Annotated in this window: 17 protein-coding genes; 13 read left to right on the top strand and 4 right to left on the bottom strand. The window is 68.0% G+C overall.

Annotated elements, in window-relative coordinates; genetic code table 11:
• Nucleotides 1–52 precede the first annotated feature (52 nt).
• From ACZK4Z_RS12435 to ACZK4Z_RS12420, 4 genes are all read right to left on the bottom strand, one after another.
• Nucleotides 53–1,582 (bottom strand): diflavin oxidoreductase, encoded by a 1,530-nt coding sequence (locus tag ACZK4Z_RS12435; RefSeq protein ID WP_430372605.1) that lies wholly within the window; start codon nucleotides 1,580–1,582, stop codon nucleotides 53–55.
• Nucleotides 1,579–2,007, bottom strand: a complete 429-nt coding sequence (locus ACZK4Z_RS12430; RefSeq protein ID WP_010485321.1) for a PAS domain-containing protein — start codon at nucleotides 2,005–2,007, stop codon at nucleotides 1,579–1,581. Before ACZK4Z_RS12430 ends, ACZK4Z_RS12435 begins: the two co-directional genes overlap by 4 nt.
• A gap of 171 nt (nucleotides 2,008–2,178) precedes the next feature.
• On the bottom strand, nucleotides 2,179–2,493 hold the full coding sequence (locus ACZK4Z_RS12425; RefSeq protein WP_329765709.1) for an AzlD family protein: 315 nt from the start codon (nucleotides 2,491–2,493) through the stop codon (nucleotides 2,179–2,181).
• Nucleotides 2,490–3,221, bottom strand: a complete 732-nt coding sequence (locus ACZK4Z_RS12420; RefSeq protein WP_430372602.1) for an AzlC family ABC transporter permease — start codon at nucleotides 3,219–3,221, stop codon at nucleotides 2,490–2,492. Before ACZK4Z_RS12420 ends, ACZK4Z_RS12425 begins: the two co-directional genes overlap by 4 nt.
• A gap of 127 nt (nucleotides 3,222–3,348) precedes the next feature.
• On the opposite strand from ACZK4Z_RS12420, the gene ACZK4Z_RS12415 reads away from it, so the two are divergent.
• The 13 genes from ACZK4Z_RS12415 to gspF all read left to right on the top strand — a co-directional run bounded on the left by ACZK4Z_RS12415 (nucleotide 3,349) and on the right by gspF (nucleotide 15,987).
• Nucleotides 3,349–3,813, top strand: a complete 465-nt coding sequence (locus ACZK4Z_RS12415; protein WP_171954402.1) for an Lrp/AsnC family transcriptional regulator — start codon at nucleotides 3,349–3,351, stop codon at nucleotides 3,811–3,813.
• Nucleotides 3,814–4,285: 472 nt separating this feature from the next.
• Nucleotides 4,286–4,966 carry a TonB C-terminal domain-containing protein gene (locus ACZK4Z_RS12410; RefSeq protein WP_430372747.1) on the top strand — a complete coding sequence of 227 codons (681 nt, stop codon included), beginning with the start codon at nucleotides 4,286–4,288 and terminating at the stop codon, nucleotides 4,964–4,966.
• A gap of 16 nt (nucleotides 4,967–4,982) precedes the next feature.
• Nucleotides 4,983–5,513: an RNA polymerase sigma factor gene (locus tag ACZK4Z_RS12405; protein ID WP_019337777.1), complete on the top strand. Its 531-nt coding sequence runs from the start codon at nucleotides 4,983–4,985 to the stop codon at nucleotides 5,511–5,513.
• A 69-nt stretch (nucleotides 5,514–5,582) separates the two neighbouring features.
• A complete protein-coding gene (locus tag ACZK4Z_RS12400; protein WP_430372749.1) occupies nucleotides 5,583–6,563 on the top strand; it encodes a FecR family protein in 981 nt (326 codons plus the stop codon).
• Nucleotides 6,564–6,621: 58 nt separating this feature from the next.
• Nucleotides 6,622–7,173, top strand: a complete 552-nt coding sequence (locus ACZK4Z_RS12395; protein WP_329831907.1) for a hypothetical protein — start codon at nucleotides 6,622–6,624, stop codon at nucleotides 7,171–7,173.
• A gap of 120 nt (nucleotides 7,174–7,293) precedes the next feature.
• The gene (locus ACZK4Z_RS12390) at nucleotides 7,294–7,878 is read left to right on the top strand and encodes a hypothetical protein (protein ID WP_478450851.1); all 585 of its coding nucleotides are present in this window, start codon (nucleotides 7,294–7,296) and stop codon (nucleotides 7,876–7,878) included.
• A gap of 57 nt (nucleotides 7,879–7,935) precedes the next feature.
• Complete coding sequence (gene gspG / locus ACZK4Z_RS12385; RefSeq protein WP_049409475.1) at nucleotides 7,936–8,373, top strand: type II secretion system major pseudopilin GspG; 438 nt, start codon at nucleotides 7,936–7,938, stop codon at nucleotides 8,371–8,373.
• A gap of 9 nt (nucleotides 8,374–8,382) precedes the next feature.
• Nucleotides 8,383–9,288 (top strand): type II secretion system minor pseudopilin GspK, encoded by a 906-nt coding sequence (gspK, locus tag ACZK4Z_RS12380; RefSeq protein WP_100445913.1) that lies wholly within the window; start codon nucleotides 8,383–8,385, stop codon nucleotides 9,286–9,288.
• Nucleotides 9,285–10,448, top strand: a complete 1,164-nt coding sequence (gene gspL / locus ACZK4Z_RS12375) for a type II secretion system protein GspL (protein WP_430372755.1) — start codon at nucleotides 9,285–9,287, stop codon at nucleotides 10,446–10,448. Before gspK ends, gspL begins: the two co-directional genes overlap by 4 nt.
• A complete protein-coding gene (gspM, locus tag ACZK4Z_RS12370; RefSeq protein WP_019659865.1) occupies nucleotides 10,445–10,972 on the top strand; it encodes a type II secretion system protein GspM in 528 nt (175 codons plus the stop codon). The genes gspL and gspM overlap by 4 nt, the downstream gene beginning before the upstream one ends.
• Nucleotides 10,969–13,350: a type II secretion system secretin GspD gene (gene gspD / locus ACZK4Z_RS12365; protein ID WP_430371377.1), complete on the top strand. Its 2,382-nt coding sequence runs from the start codon at nucleotides 10,969–10,971 to the stop codon at nucleotides 13,348–13,350. Before gspM ends, gspD begins: the two co-directional genes overlap by 4 nt.
• Nucleotides 13,347–14,780, top strand: coding sequence for a type II secretion system ATPase GspE (gspE, locus tag ACZK4Z_RS12360; RefSeq protein WP_019659863.1), 1,434 nt, complete (start codon nucleotides 13,347–13,349; stop codon nucleotides 14,778–14,780). Before gspD ends, gspE begins: the two co-directional genes overlap by 4 nt.
• Before the next feature lie 7 nt (nucleotides 14,781–14,787).
• The gene (gene gspF, locus ACZK4Z_RS12355) at nucleotides 14,788–15,987 is read left to right on the top strand and encodes a type II secretion system inner membrane protein GspF (RefSeq protein ID WP_430371380.1); all 1,200 of its coding nucleotides are present in this window, start codon (nucleotides 14,788–14,790) and stop codon (nucleotides 15,985–15,987) included.
• The last annotated feature ends 188 nt before the right edge of the window (nucleotides 15,988–16,175 follow it).

The following is a 16,175-nucleotide window of genomic DNA, read 5'->3' as shown; positions in this document are numbered from 1 at the left end:
CGACACCGCCAACAGCAGCCGAGCGTGGGCTCGGCTCTACAGGATCAACGGATCAATACAGTTCACAGTGCGTGCGGCCTTCATTCCGCAGCGCGTCCCATTGCCCTGCACCCGCGACGGCATCGATGGCCTCGCGCACCGCGCCTTCCAGGTGGCGCTTGCTGCCGCACAGGTACAGATGCCCACCGCGGGCCAGGACGTCGCGCACTTCGCTGGCGCGCTGCTGCAGCACATGCTGCACATAGACCTTTTCGGTGCCATCGCGCGAGAACGCAGTATGCAGTCCGGCCAGCACGCCACGCGTGTGCCAGTCCTGCAGCTGGTCGCGGTACAGGTAGTCGTGCTGGCGATGCTTCTCGCCGAACACCAGGTGCACTTCACGTTCGCAGGCGTTGGCCTGCAGTTCCTGCATCAGGCCCATCAAGGGCGCGATGCCGGTGCCGGTGCCGACCAGCAGCAGCGGCGCCTCGCCCGTATCGGGCAGGTGGAAGCCGGGGTTGGAGCGGCAGTACACACGGGCATGGTCGCCGCCATGCAGCAGGCTGCCGGTGGCAGTGCCGAAGCGTTCGCGGCCGCGCAGGGTGTAGCGCACTTCGCGCACGCATAGGCTCAGCTGGTCGTCGCACGGGTGCGAGGCGATGGAATAGGCGCGCGGCAGCCGCGGTGACAGCAGTTCGCGCAACCGGGCCAGCGGCACGCTGTCCGGCGTGGCGTGGTCCTGCAGCACATCCAGCAGGTCCAGGCCGTGCAGGTAGGCGTCCAGTTCGCGCTTCTGGCTGACCTTCAACAGGTCCTTCAGCAATTCGCTGCCACTGAGCCGGGCCACTTCGCGCAGCACCCCCTTGCTCAGCAGGCGCAGCTCGCGGTCATGCAGGGCGGCCACGGCGGTGGTGTCGCCGTACCAGGTGGTCAATGCCTGCAGCAGGGCAGGGTCGTTCTCGGGTACCACGTGCAGGGTGTCGCCCGCGCGGTAGGCCATGCCACTGCCGGCAATGTCCAACTGCAGGTGCCAGGCGGCCGGGTCGCTGCTGTTCAAGCGGCGACGTTCGAGAATGGGGGCGGCAAAGGCATTGTCTTCGCCATAGGCGGTGACCTGCAGGCGCAGGTCCTGGCCAGCGTTGAGGTCGCCATCCAGCACCTGGCCGAGCACCGGCTGCCATTGCTGGAAGAACTGCTCGTAGCCCAGGTCGGCGTCCACCCGATGCAGCAGTGGCTGCGCCTGGCGCTCGCGCAGCGCAGCATCCAGCGCCTTGGTGAAGCCGCAGAAGCTGGGGTAGCCGGTGTCACCCAGGCCGAACACCGCGTAGCGCAGGCCGCTCAGCGTCGGGGTCTGGCGCAGCGTTTCGAAGAACTGCTCGCCGTTGGCTGGCGGCTCGCCATCGCCGAACGAGCTGGAGATCGCCAGCAGCACATCGCCGTGGCCGAGGCTGGCTACGTCGATGTCGTTGAACGGGAGCACCTGCGGCCCGTGCGGCTGCAGGTCCGCGCCAAGGCGCTGGGCCAGGGCGCGGGCGTTGCCCGACTCGGACGCGAAACCCACCAGCAGGCGGCTGAAGGGCGTACTGGCCGGGAGGGCGTTCACGCGGCCTCGTAGAAGTCGTCGAACTTTTCCTTGCTGAACTCGACCAGGTCGTAGTTCTGCATCAGGTCGTTCACCACGCGGCGGATGCTGATGTACGAGGTGATGTTGCCGTCGGCGTCGAACAGCGGCTGCACGGTGGTATCGACCACATAGAGCACGCCGCCCTTGCCGAGGTTGGGCACGATGCCGGTCCAGGTCTTGCCGGCCTTGATGGTGTCCCACATGTCCTTGTAGACCGCCTTGGGCACATCCGGGTGGCGCACGATGCTGTGCGGCTGGCCGATCAGTTCCTCGCGGGCGAAGCCGGTGAGCGTGCAGAACAGGTCGTTGGCATAGGTGATATTGCCCTGCAGGTCGGTGGTGGAGATCACCATGACGTTCTGCATGGCGTTCAGAAGCTGGACGTTGTCGGGGGTGTAGCTCATCGCAGGGTCCTTGTGGATGCCGGCAGCGCCGGCGTGTTCGGGTCCTGCATAGAAATACGCCCGCGCGGCGGCGGGCGGTTTGACATTGATCAAGTGGGTGATGCGATGGCCTGCGACCGGGTGTCGCAGGGAGATGCCATGTAGAACCGAGCCCACGCCAGAGCGAGCGCCTCAGCCCATCAGATAACGCAACACCCCGGCCGAGACCACGCCGATCAGCACCGTCGGCAGCATCGACAGCCGCGTGGCGGCCAGCAGGGTGATCGCCAGCGCGCCGAGGTCGGCGGGCTTGTCGGCGACGAAGTCCGGGGCGATCACCGAGATCAGCACGCAGCCCGGCGCAGCTTCCATCACCGTCACGGCGCGCTTGCTCAACGTGCGGTTGCGCAGCGCGAGGAAGCCGACGATGCGGGTCAGGTAAGTGGCGGCGGCCATCAGCACGATGGTCAGCACCGAGGTCCAGTGGATCAGTCCATTGAAGATCATTCCGCGTCCTCCGCCAGCAGCCAGGCGGCCGCCAGGCCGGCCAGTGCGCCGCTGGCCACGTACCACGCGCCCGGGATCAGCAGGTAGGTGGCGGCGGCCACGATCAGGCTGACCAGCCACGGCCGTGCTGCCTTCATGCCCTGCCACATGCTGCGCAGCAGCACCAGGAATACCGCAGGGAAGGCCATGTCGAAACCGTAGGCATGGATGTCGCCCAACATCGGGCCGACGATCGCGCCCAGTGCCGTGCAGGCCACCCAGACCGTGTACAGCCCTGCCGAAACGCCCAGGTAATAGGCCAGGCTGAAGCCGAGCGCACGGCGGCGCGCATCGGCAACCCCCATCGCCCAGCTTTCGTCGCACATGAAGAACAGCGCCGGCAGCACCCGGCGGCGCGGCAGATGCTGCAGCAGCGGAGCCAGGCTGGCGCCCATCAGCAGGTGGCGGCTGTTGACCAGCGCGGTGATCGCCACGATCAGTGCGATATGCGGCGGCGAGGTCCACAGTTCGACGGCGGCGAACTCCGAGCCGCCAGCGAAGTTGAGGCCGGTCATCAGTGGCACTTCCAGTGCGCTCAGGCCTTTCTGGGCCGCCTGCGCGCCGAGCACCAGGGCGAACGGAATGAAGCCGATCATCACCGGCACGGCGGCACGCAGGCCGCGCAGGAATTCGGCACGCGGGGCGGTATCGCAGGTGCCGGGCAGGGGGAGGGTGGTACGGGCGTCCATCGAACGGCACAACAAGGTGGGGGTGGCCCATGCTAGCGGTCCAATCGCGAAATCGGGTTGCGTTGATGCCACTGGATTCCGGATGATTGATATTTCATGCGGCCAGAAGTGACAAGGGCGAAATTGCATGCAGTATCAACTCGACAACATCGATCGGCGCATCCTCGACGCCCTGCAGCGCGACGGCCGCCTGCAGAACCTGGAACTGGCCCGGCTGGTCGGGCTGTCGCCGTCGGCCTGCCTGCGGCGGGTACGGCTGCTGGAGGAGGGCGGCTACATCGACCGCTACGTTGCCCTGCTGAATGAGGCCAAGGTGGGCCGTGGCTTCACGGTGTTCGTGCGGGTCTGGCTGCGCGGGCAGGACGAGGACACCACCAACCACTTCATCAACAGCATCAAGTCTTTCCCGGAAGTGCTTGAATGCCATCTGATGGCGGGCGACTGCGATTTCCTGCTGCGGGTGGCGGTGGCGGACCTTGATGCCTACCGGCAGTTCCAGATGCAGCACCTGAACCGGATTGCCGGGGTGCAGAACACCAAGACCGAGATTCCGATGCAGCGGATCAAGCAGACGACCCAGTTGCCGCTTTGAGCGGTGGGGTTTGCGGCCGGGTTGCACCCGGCACCCGCGGGTAGTGCCGGCCGCTGGCCGGCAACCTCAGGAGCAACAGCAACAGCAACAGCAACAGCAACAGCAACAGCGATTCTCCGTGGGGCGGCGGGGCGGCATGGCCAGGCAGGACACGCCGTAAACCCTTCCTTGGGGGCTCGATGGCGCCATCCATGGCGCCAACGGTCCTGCCTGGCCATACCGCCCCGCCGCCTGACAGCTTCCGCGATCTGTCGGGGTCGGATCCCGTGCGCAGATGAACCTGTCTGCTCGGTTCATTGATTCCTGATGCATGACTGGCGCCACGGAGTCTGCCTCGGCGTCAGCCGTGGCGGCGGTCATCGCAATGACATCTGGCACCGGTACGTTTTGAGCCCGCTTGCGGGTCGCGCGCGGGCCGGGGTTCCGGTCGTGATGCGCGTCCACTGCAGCTGCTGTCGCTGCCGAGGGTCATGTGTTCTACGTCAGGGGGCTGAATGGACACCATGCGGTCAGAACTTGGAAGGTGGCCATCGCCGCATGGCTGCTGCTGTCCTTTGCCGCCGCCGCGCAGGACGGTGTTCATGCCTACGACATCCCTGCGCAGCCTCTGGAACAGGCGGTCGAGCGCTTCAGCGTCATCAGCGGGTGGTCGGTGATGTACCCGGGCGATCTTGCCGCAGGCCGCAGCAGCCATGCGCTGCGCGCCAGCCTGGCGCCGCTGCCTGCGTTGCAGGTGCTGCTGCAGGACTCCGGTATCGAGGCCGAGGTGATCGGCGAGCAGCGCGTGGTGCTGCGCCGGGGCGCGCCCTCGGCCGCTGAATCGGGTGTTGGCGCCGAACTTCCCGAGGCCGAACGTCGGCGTCGCTACGGCGGCCTGCAGCAGCGGCTGCGTGCGGCGTTCTGTGACGACCCGGAGATCGCGCCCGGCCGCTATGCCGCGACGCTGCGCTTCCGCATCGACGGCGCGGGCCAGGTGAGCGAGCCCGAGCTGCTGTCAGGCAGTGGCAGCGCCCGCCGCGATGCGCGCCTGCTGCAGGCGCTGCAGGGCCTGGTGCTGGCGCCCGATGCCGCTGCGCTGCCACAGCCGGTGACGCTGCAGATCCGTCCTTCCGGCACCGACCACGACTGTGGCCGGCGCGCGCCCCTTCCATGACTTCAAGGATTCGAACATGAGCAACGGTACGGCTGGGGCAGTTGACCTGATGGACCACCTTCTGGGTGCCTACGATGAGTTGAAGCGCCGGCTGGTGCGCAAGCTGGGCTCGGAAGAGCTGGCTGGCGACGCGTTGCAGGACACCTGGATGCGCCTGAGCGCGCGCCGTGACCGCCTGGACGCCGTGCAGAACCCCGCGGCCTACCTGCTGCGCATGGCAATGAACACCGTGATCGACCGCCAACGTGCGGACCACCGCCTGCTGAGCCTAGAGGAGGTGGATACGCTGATGGACATGGCCGACCCGGCACCCGGCCCGGCGCAGGCGGCCGAACTGGACTTCGCGCTGGAAGACATGGTCGGCCTGCTGCAGCGCATGCCCGAGCGCCGTCGCCGCATCCTGCTGGCAATCCGCGTCGATGGCCTGCAGCAGCGCGACGTGGCCGACCACCTCGGCGTGTCGCTGCGGCTGGTGCAGCGTGAGCTGAAGGCGGCCCAGGATTACCTGGCCGAGCGCAGCGGGCAGGGGCGCCAGGTGCGGTTCTGAGCGACGGCATCCGTCTACACTTTGACGCCGAGCAGAACCCCGCAGCGTGCGGGTCCGGCATGAGCCCTCATGGATCCTGACGATCGCCCGCAACGCCCGCTGGATGCCGTCGAGCGTCAGGCCCACGCGTGGGTGGTGCGGCTGACCTCGGGCGAGGCGACCGCCGCCGACGGGCGCAGGTTCCGTACCTGGTGTGAGGCTGACCCGCGTCATCGCGAAGCGTTTGGCCGAGCGCGCCGGCAATGGGAGCAGGTACGCCTGGCAGGCGAGCAGCTGCCCGCCACCGCGCGTCAACCGGTCGTGCCGACGCCGGCCCAGCGCTGGAGCCGACGCGCCTTCCTGGGCGCCGCGATTGCCGCCCCGGCCAGCCTGGTAGTGGTGGCGGCCATCCGCCCGCCGCTGGGGCTGTGGCCCTCGGTGACGGCCATGGCAGCCGATTTCCATACTGGCACCGGTGAGCGACTGCAGATCGCGCCCTCGCCGCAGCTGAAGATCGAACTGGATACGCAGAGCAGCCTGCGCCGCCGCGCGGACACGCAGGGCGAAGGCTTCGAGCTGGTGCAGGGCCAGGCCGCGATCGAGACCCAGGCCGGCCTGCGCCTGGCGTTGTTCGCGGGCCCGGGCTGCGTGATTGCCGATGAGGGAGCGGTGCGCCTGGACGTCCGCAACACCCATGGCCAGGTGCGGGTGACCTGCCTGCAGGGCAGTGCCCGCATCGAGCATCCGCAGGGCCGGCTGCAGCTGCAGGCGGGCCAGCAGACCCAGTACGACGAGCGCCTCAGTGGTGTGGTGGCCGAGGCCGTGGCGTCGGAAGTGAGTGCGTGGACCGAGGGCATGCTGGTGTTCCGTCGCGCACCGCTGCGCGAGGTGGTGGACGAGATCAACCGTTATCGTCGTGGCAAGGTGCTGTTGGGTGAATCGGCATTGGCGCGCGCACCGGTCAGCGGTCGCTTCCGCATCGATGATCCGGACGCGGCACTGGAGCAGCTGCGACTGACGATGTCGCTGGATCTGCGTCGCTTTCCGGGTGGCATTGCCGTCCTTGGATAGATGAAGACGCTGGCCGTGCGCACCGCGCAGGGCTGTTGCAAGCAAGGAGAAGCCAAGGATGCGCAACGAGACCATCGGTGTGCTGGATCTGCGTCGCAATCTGTCGGCGTTGCTGGAAACAACCCAGCGACGGCCGTTGATGGTGCACCGCTACGGCTCGCCATGGGTGTGCGTGGTGTCCGACGCGCAGTGGCAGGAAAAGGCTGTGCTGCTGGACTTCGATCCGCAGTCGCACCCGCTGGCGATGCTGTTGCGCCTGCAGCAGCAGGCGCTTCCCCTGTCTGAAGCCGGTGCGTTGTCACCTGCGGCCCTCGCGCGCGCACTGCTGTTGACGGGGGTTCATGGCATTGACGATCTGGCGCAGCTGCATGAGCAGGTGCTGCACCATCGGCTGTGGCACTGGTTCGTGGCCGGTACCCACGGTGTGATGGACAGCTGGCAATTGCCGGCGCTGCGCGTTGCGATGGGGTCATGGTGCGATGACGCGGAGATGACCGATGCGCTGGCCGCGTTCGCCGCGCGCAGCGATGTGGCGATACTGGCGCGCCGTTGCGGGGGCGACGCACCGCGACTGGAGCGCGAAGCCTGCAGGCAGATGACGCTGCGATGACGTTGGCGATGAAGCGCCACGCAGCGCACAGAGCTGCATGTGCGCTGTCGCTTCACCTGCCTTGCTGACGTCTTCTCCAGAGTACGGCGCACCACGCGTCGCGGAGCACGGGCGGCGCCGATGGCAGACAGTCGCAGGATCAGCATGCTGGAGCTGGATCGTCACCTGAGCCAGTCACTGGAGCAGGCGCGGCATACGCCATTGAACGTGCAGCGCTATGGGCACTCCTGGGTCTGGGTGCTGTCCAGTGATGCCTGGGTAGATGCGGCGCGCTGGGCGGCACTGGATGGTAGTGCGCACCCACTGGTGGCGCTGCGAAAAGCCATCGATCTGCAGCTGCGGCCCTGGCCCGAAGCGGCCATGAGCCCGCTGCCGCTTGATGCAGGCGATGCGCGGCTGCTGCAACGCGCGGCCCTGCTGGTGGTCATGCGCGATCTGAATAGTGCCCAGCGCGTGTACGACGACCTGCGCTATCACCAGGCCTATCGGATGTTCATCGGCCTCGATCATGGAACAGCGTGGTCTCCGATGCAGTGCGTGCGGCTGCTGCAGGCCTGCGCGCATCCGTTGCTGCGCGGCTGCATCGACGATGCGCTGGCCAGCGTACCGCGGCATCTGTTCGAGTCTGCATGTGCACCGGCTGCGCGTGGTGCGCCCGTACAGGCACACGCGCAGCGAATTGCCGGCGGATGTTTATCGTACTGACACATGCACCGCTGACCATGGCGCAGCGGTCTCTTCCAGGATGACGAGGGCGGAACAATGGCAAGGCAGGTTCGTGGTCGCAAAGCTCGGCAGAAGGGTTTCAGCCTGATCGAGATCATGGTGGTGGTGGTGATCATCGGCATCCTCGCCGCGCTGATCGTGCCGCGGTTGATGGACCGTCCCGACCAGGCACGCGTGGTGGCGGCGCGCCAGGACATTGCCGCATTGATGCAGGCCTTGAAGCTGTTCAAGCTGGACAACGGTCGCTATCCCAGTGCCGAGCAGGGCCTGCAGGCACTGGTGAAGCCCCCGCAGGGCGGTGGCACGATGCCGGTCACGCCCTATCTGGATCGCCTGCCCAATGACCCGTGGGGCCATCCGTACCAGTATCAGATACCTGGCACCCACGGCGACGTCGATGTGTTCTCGCTGGGCGCGGACAGCAAGCCCGGCGGCGACGCCGGGAACGCGGACATCGGCTCCTGGCAGCTGTGAGGCAGGCCGATGTCAGCCCGGATGCGTTCTGTTTCGAGTGTCCGTCAACGTGGCATGGCGGTGATCGTCGCCCTGCTTGTGGTGGCACTGGTGGCGGTGATTGCCACGGCACTGCTGACCCGGCAGTCGGCGCAGCTGCGTGCGCTGCGTGGTGACCAGCTACGCGCGCAGGTGCGCATGGCGGTGGACGCCACGCTGGAGCGTGCGGCGCAGCAGCTGCGTGAGGATGTAAAGGAACAGCTGACCACGGTGCGCAGCGGGCGCTGGGCGCGCCCGTTGGAACTGCAGGCGCCGTTGCCGGTGCAGCTGCAACTGGTCGATGCGCAGTCGATGTTCAACCTGCGCAACCTGCTGGCACATGGCAGGCCGGACCCCGAGGCGCGGCGCGCGTTCATCGCGTTGTGTGCTGCACAGGGGCTGGGCCAGGGTGCCTGCGCATCCGCGGCGGACCACATCCAGGCGCGCCTGCGCGACGGTGACATCCAGGCACAGGCCCCACTGCCGCGCGAATCACTGATCGCGCAGGCACTGGCTGGTGCCGATCCGGTGGCACTGCAGGCGCTGGCGCGACGCACCGTGGTGCTGCCGGCGCAGACCCTGGTCAACGCCAATACCAGCGACCTGAGCGTTCTGCAGGCGGTGACGCCTGCGGTCGAGCCCGCACGGCTGCAGGCGCTGCTCGGTGAGCGCGACGGCGGTCATTGGCTGCTCAACCGCGGCGACATCGCCAATCGACTTCAACTGAGCAACGAACAGATGGCCGTGCTTCCCCTGGGTATCCATAGCGAGTGGTTCCTGGCAGTCGGCCAGGTGCAGGCTGACGGCAGCGCGGTTGATTTTCGCGCGCTGCTCTGGCGCGAGTACCGCGACGATGGCGTGCGTGTGCAACGCGTGTGGACGAGGATCGGCGCATGACCGTGCAGCTTCGGGTGCGCTTGCCGGCGCTTGAGCGTCTGCGCGCCGACAGCGCGGTGGACTGGGCGCAGCTGCACAAGGGCGAGGTGCTGGCTCACGGCCGCGACACGCTGGCGGCGCTGGGCCTGCGCCATCCGCAGGCTGCGGTGCATGCCTGCCTCGATCCGAACGACCTGATCCTGCTGGAACTGCAGTTGCCACCGTTGTCCGGGCGCCGTCTGCAGTCGGCGCTGCAGGGTGAGGTGGAGGCGATGCTGCTGGATGACCTGCAGGAGGTAGCGCTGGCCCACGGTGTGCAGGCGACGGACGGCACGGTTCCTGTGGCCTGGCTGGGCCAGCAGGCGCTCCTGCAGGCGCAGCAGCTGCTGGCTTCGTGTGCACTGCGGTTGCAGGCGCTGTATCCGACGCCGCTGCTGCTGCCCTGGCAGGACGGTCATGCCACGCTGCAGGTCAGCGGCGAGCACCTGCTGGTACGCAGCGGGCGCGACCGGGGTTTCGTTCAATGGTATGGCGGACGTGATGCCTGTGCGGTGATGCATGCGTTGGCAGTGCGCCTGCAACAGGCCGGCATGCAGGCCGTGCAGTGGATCGATGGTGTGCCGCCCACGTGGCCGGACAGCCTGCCGGCCACCGCCATCCCCCATGAACGGCAGGCCTCTGGCTCCTTGCCAGGCTGGTCATTGCCGCTGCCCGGGGCGAGCCAGAAAGCGCCGCGGCTTGCGATCGGGCTGGCATTGGCGGCGATGTTGCTGGCCGCGCTCGGTCTGCAGCTGCAGGTCTCGCGGTGGCGAAGTGAGGGCGAGGCCCTGCAACAGGACATGGCACGCCAGTTCAGCGCACGCTTCCCGGAGGTCACCGATGTGGTGGACCCGGTGTTGCAGGCGAGGCGAGCACTTGCGGTGCCGCCGCCGGCGCCGCCATTGCCGCCGCTGCAGCGCCAGGTTGCCAGCACGCTGCAGGCGGTCCCGGAGCTGGCGGGGCAGGTGCGCAGCCTGCATTACCAACCGGGCCAGCTGGACATGGAGCTGGATGCCGATGCCCAGGCATTGGCCGATGATCCACAGCGACTTGAACGCTGGCAGCAGGCGGTGCGGGCGCAGGGCCTGCAGCTGGCGCGCGAAGCCGGTGGACGCCTGCGGGTGAACGGGGCTGGACAGTGACCACCCGAACCTTGCGACTGGGCGAGGGACTGGCAGGCCTGCAGCAACGCTGGCAACGCCTGCCACCGCGCGACCGGCTGATGCTGTGGGTGATGGTGGTGGCGCTGCTCGCGGCGGGTCTGTGGATGTTGTGGCTGGAGCCGCTGCTGAAGCAGCGCACGCACTGGCAGGCCGAGCTGCCGCGGCTGCAGGCACAGGCGCGTGTACTGGCACCACTGCTGCAGGCACGCGAGCGCCAGCAGCAGACGCAGGGGCAGCGCCCGACGATGGCCGGGTTGCGTGATGGAATCAAGTCAGCCGGCCTCGCCGACGGACTGCATATCGAAGCGCGCGACGGGCGTTGGCACCTGCAGGTGCACGCGGTGCCCGCTGACGCGCTGTGGAACTGGCTGCTGCCCGTGCTGGCCGATCCGGCCATCGAACTGCAGCAGCTGCAACTGACACGCACAGGGGATGCGAACATGCCGGCGGCACGGATTTCCGGAAACATCGTGATGGCGCTCAACGTGGGTGCCCATCCATGAGGGCGATGCGCAGCCTTGCCTGCAGTACCGCACTGGCCTTGATCGTGTGCATGGCCCACGCACCGGCGTCGGTGCTGGCGCAGGACGCCCGCGATGAGCCGGTGCAGTTGAACCTGGTCGACACCGATATCGGTGGCGTGTTGCGCATGGCCGCACGCTTCACCGGCCGCCAGTTCCTGGTCGACCCACGGGTGACCGGCAAGATGACAGTGGTTTCCGATGGCCCGGTCAGCCGTACCCAGGCCTACCAGTTGCTGCTGGGCGCACTGCGCATGCGTGGCTTCGCCGTGGTAGAGAACGGCGGCGTCAGCCGGGTGGTGCCGCAGGCCGATGCCAAGCTGTTGGGAGGACGCGTCGGCACTGGTGGTGCCGGCGGTGAGGTGACCACCCGCACCTTCGCGCTGCGCTACGAGAACGCAGCCGCGCTGGTGGCGGTGCTGCGGCCGATGATCAGTCCGGACAATCCGATCACCGCCAATCCGGGCAACAACACCCTGGTGATCACTGACTACGCCGACAACCTGGAGCGCATCGCACGGGTGATCGCAAGCGTCGATACACCGGCCGGCATGGATACCGATGTGGTGAAGCTGCAGCAGGGGATTGCCGTTGACGTCGCGGCGATGGTCGCGCCGCTGCTGGATGCGCAGGGCGCCGAGCCCACCCAGAGGGTGGTGGTGATGGCCGACCCGCGCAGCAACAGCGTGCTGCTGCGTTCCAGCAGCCCCGGGCGCACCCGCCTGGCGCGGCAGCTGGTGGAGAAGCTGGACCGCGCGCAGGACGAGTCCGGCAACCTGCATGTGGTCTACCTGCGCAATGCCCAGGCCAACCAGCTGGCCGGTGTGCTGCGAGGCGTGGTGGCGGGTCAGAGCGATGCAGCGGCGATGGGCAGCAATGAAGGCATCACACCACTGCTGGGTGACGCCAACCGTTCCGCGCCCGCGCAGCCGTCGCAGCCGCAGCAGGCCAAGACCGGAGGCAATGCGCTGGAATCGCAGCGGCTGGACCCGAGCCGGCGTGACCCGATCGACGCAGGAAGCACCGGCTTCAGCCAGAACGGCATTTCGGTGCAGGCGGACGTGGCCACCAACACCCTGCTGATCTCGGCACCGGAGCCGGTGTACCGCAACCTGCGGCGTGTGATCGACCAGCTCGACCAGCGCCGTGCACAGGTGCTGGTGGAAAGCCTGATCGTGGAGGTCAACCAGACCGACGCGGCTGAGCTGGGCGTGCAGTGGATGCTGGGCAATGGACGCACCTTTGGTGGCACCCACTTCGGTGGTGCCACCGGCGGCAGCGGGCTCAATACCGGCGCGCGTACCACGCTGGACGTGCTGCCCAAGGATGGCCTGAAGATCGGCGTGATCGACGGCACCATCAACCTGCCCGGTGTCGGCCAGATCCTCAACATGAAAGCGCTGGCCAACGCGCTGCAGAGCAAGGGCGGCGCCAACATCCTGTCCACGCCGAACCTGATGACGCTGGACAACGAGGCAGCCAGCATCATGGTCGGCCAGACCGTGCCGTTCGTCAGCGGCCGCTACGTCACCGACGGCGGTGGTGGCAGCAACAACCCGTTCCAGACCATCGTGCGCGAGGACGTGGGCCTGAAGCTGCGGGTGCGCCCGCAGATTTCCGAGGGCGGCACGGTGAAGCTGGACATCTACCAGGAAGTCAGCAGCATCGACGCGCAGAGTGCCAACAGTGCCGCCGGCATCATCACCAACAAGCGTGCGCTGGATACCAGCGTGCTGCTGGACGATGGCCAGATCATGGTCCTGGGTGGCCTGCTGGAGGACAACGTCAGCCACGGTCGTGATGCGGTGCCGGGGCTGGGCAAGCTGCCGGTGCTGGGGGCGCTGTTCCGCAGTGATACGCGCAAGCGCTCCAAGACCAACCTGATGGTGTTCCTGCGCCCGCACGTGGTGCGTGACCCCGCCGCCGGCCAGCGTTTGACCCGCGACCGCTACGACTACATGCGCAATGCGCAGGCCGGTGCGCAACCCGTGCAGAGCTGGGCGTTGCCGGCGCTGTCGGCACCGCAGTTGCCGCCGCAGGACCTGTCTGTGCTCGGCCAGGGCAATGCGCGCGATGGCCAGGGCCAGCCGTTGCAGAACACCAGCCTGGCAGCGCTGTATCCGGCCGGTGACGGCGATGCTCAGCTGGTGCAGTTCGCACAGGGGCTGGACCCGGCGCGTGCCAGCCAGGGCGTGGCGCAGGTGCGGGCACTGGGCTTGCAGGCCTATGCCGAAGCGACGCCGGGCGAGAGCGGGCAGCGCCTGCGCGTGCGATTGCCGCGCGATCCGGCAACGCTGGACCCGGCACTGCAGCAGCTGCGTGGGCTGGGCTACACGCCGGAACTGGTGATTGGGCCGTGAGCGCCGCCGCGCCGCTGCCGTACGCCTGGGTGCGCAGCCATGGCGTGATGCTGTCCGAGGCCGGCGGCGAGCCGGTGCTGCTTGGCACCGCCGACACCGCGGCGTGGGCCGTGGCCGAGCTGCGCCGCCGGCATGGACCGCTGCCGTTCCAGACACTGGATGCCGCGACCTGGCAGCAGCGGCTGGGTGAGCAGTACCGTGACGGCGGTGATGCCGCTGCCGTGGTCGGTGCCGCCGAAAGCGAAGTCGACCTGGACCGGCTGATGCAGGACATGCCGGAGGTCACCGATCTGCTGGATGCGCAGGACGATGCGCCGGTGATCCGCATGATCAATGCGCTGCTGGCACAGGCTGCACGCGATGGCGCCAGCGATCTGCACATCGAGCCGTTCGAGACCCATTCGGTGGTGCGCTACCGCGTGGACGGCACGCTGCGCGACATGGTGCAGCCCCGGCGCGCACTGCATGCGGCGCTGGTGTCGCGCATCAAGATCATGGCCCACCTGGACATCGCCGAGAAGCGCCTGCCGCAGGACGGGCGCATCGCGATCCGTGTGGGCGGCCGGCCACTGGATATCCGTGTCTCCACGGTGCCGACGGGGCATGGTGAGCGTGCTGTGCTGCGCCTGCTGGAGAAGGATGCCGGCCGGCTGCAGCTGCAGCGACTCGGCATGGCCGATGACACCCTGGCCACGTTTACCGGGTTGATCCGGCAGCCGCACGGCATCGTGCTGGTCACCGGGCCGACCGGCAGCGGCAAGACCACGTCGCTGTACGCCGCACTGGGCCAGCTCGACAGCAGCACCAGCAACATCCTCACCGTGGAAGACCCGGTGGAGTACGACTTCGCCGGCATCGGCCAGATCCAGGTCAACGCGCGCATCGGCATGAGCTTTGGCACCGCGCTGCGCGCGATTCTGCGTCAGGATCCGGACACGATCATGATTGGTGAGATCCGCGACCTGGAAACCGCACAGATTGCGGTGCAGTCGTCGCTGACCGGGCATGGCGTGCTGGCCTCGCTGCACACCAACGATGCGATCTCGGCGGTGACCCGCCTGGCCGACATGGGCGTGGAGCCGTTCCTGCTGGCTTCGTCGTTGCGCGGCGTACTGGCGCAGCGGCTGGTGCGGCGGCTGTGCACGCAGTGCCGTCGTGCCGAGGTGGACGGCGAGGGTCGCACCGTATGGCGCGCGGTGGGCTGCGCGGCCTGCGCCAACAGCGGCTATCGAGGACGCACCGGCATCCATGAGTTGTTCGTGGTGGACGACCGCGCGCGCGCGTTGATCCATGAAGGGCAGGGCGAGCCTGCGCTACGAGAGGCGGCACGGCGTGCCGGCATGCGGACCCTGCGACAGGACGGCCAGCGCTGGGTCGACAGCGGGGTGACCACGCTGGAAGAAATCCTGCGCGTCACCGGCGACGACTGAGGTCTGCATGGCACTGTTCGACTACCAGGCTGCCAACGCGCAGGGCCGCATCGAGAAGGGTCAGCTGGATGCCGACAGCCCGCGCGGTGCGCGCCAGCTGTTGCGCGGGCGTGGGCTGACGCCTGTGCAGGTCAGCGCGGCGCGCAGTGCCGGCAGTGGCTGGGGCGCTCGGCGGCTGTCCGCCAGCGAGCTGGCCTGGGCCACGCGCCAGCTGGCCAGTCTGCTGGCCGCCAGCCTGCCGTTGGAAGGCGCATTGAGTGCGGTGATCGAGCAGGCCGAGCGCCCGCACGTGGCCCAGGCACTCACCGCGGTACGCGCCGACGTGCGTGCCGGCCAGCGCCTGACCGTGGCATTGGCCGCGCGGCCGCGCGATTTCCCACCGATTTATCGGGCACTGGTGGGGGCAGGTGAAGACTCCGGCGACCTGGCGCGAGTGATGGAGCGCCTGGCCGACTACATCGAAGAACGCAACGCGCTGCAGGCCAAGGTGCTGACCGCCTTCATCTACCCGGCGGCGATCAGCCTGGTATCGGTGGCGATCGTGATTTTCCTGCTCAGCTACGTGGTGCCGCAGGTGGTGACCGCGTTCGTGCAGGCGCGGCAGACGCTGCCGATGCTGACCCAGGTGATGCTGGCGGCCAGCGCCTTCGTGCGCAGCTGGGGCGTGTGGGTAGGGCTGGGCATCGCTGCGCTGGTGGTGGTGTGGTGGCTGGCGCTGCGCCGGCCCGAGCTGCGCCTGCGCTGGGACGCGATGCTCATGCGGGTGCCGATGGTCGGGCGCTTCGTGCTGGGGGTGAACAGTGCGCGCTTTGCTTCGACGCTGGCGATCCTGCTGGATGCGGGCGTGCCGCTGCTGCGCGCGTTGGAGGCCGCGCGGCAGACCCTGGGCAACGCGTTGCTGGCGCGTTGCGCCGACGACGTGTCCGCGCGCGTACGCGAAGGCGCTGCGTTGGGTTCTGCATTGAAAGTACAGAAGGTGTATCCGCCGATCCTGGTGCATCTGGTGGCCAGTGGCGAGAAGACCGGTTCGCTGGCGCCGCTGCTGGATCGCGCTGCGCAGACGATCTCGCGGGAGATCGAGCGTCGCGCAATGGCGCTGACCGCGCTGCTGGAGCCGACCATGATCCTGGTGATGGGGGGCGTGGTGCTGACGATCGTGCTGGCGGTGCTGATGCCGATCATGGAAATGAACCAGTTGGTGCAGTGATGCGCAACGCGCAACACGGGTAGCGCCGGGCCATGCCCGGCGAGCGCGCAGCACGGCGTGCCTTCGATTCTCCACACAATCCTCCACACCTTTTTCCGATCTTCCACAGGTTTCTTAAGCGGCCTGTCATCGGCGCGGACCAGCATGGACACGTCGCCGCAGAGTGGGCTGGGAGGCCCTCGGCGGCA

This window comes from Stenotrophomonas sp. 71799_Sma (assembly GCF_056482505.1).
This window is presented reverse-complemented; position numbering and strand designations above follow the sequence as displayed.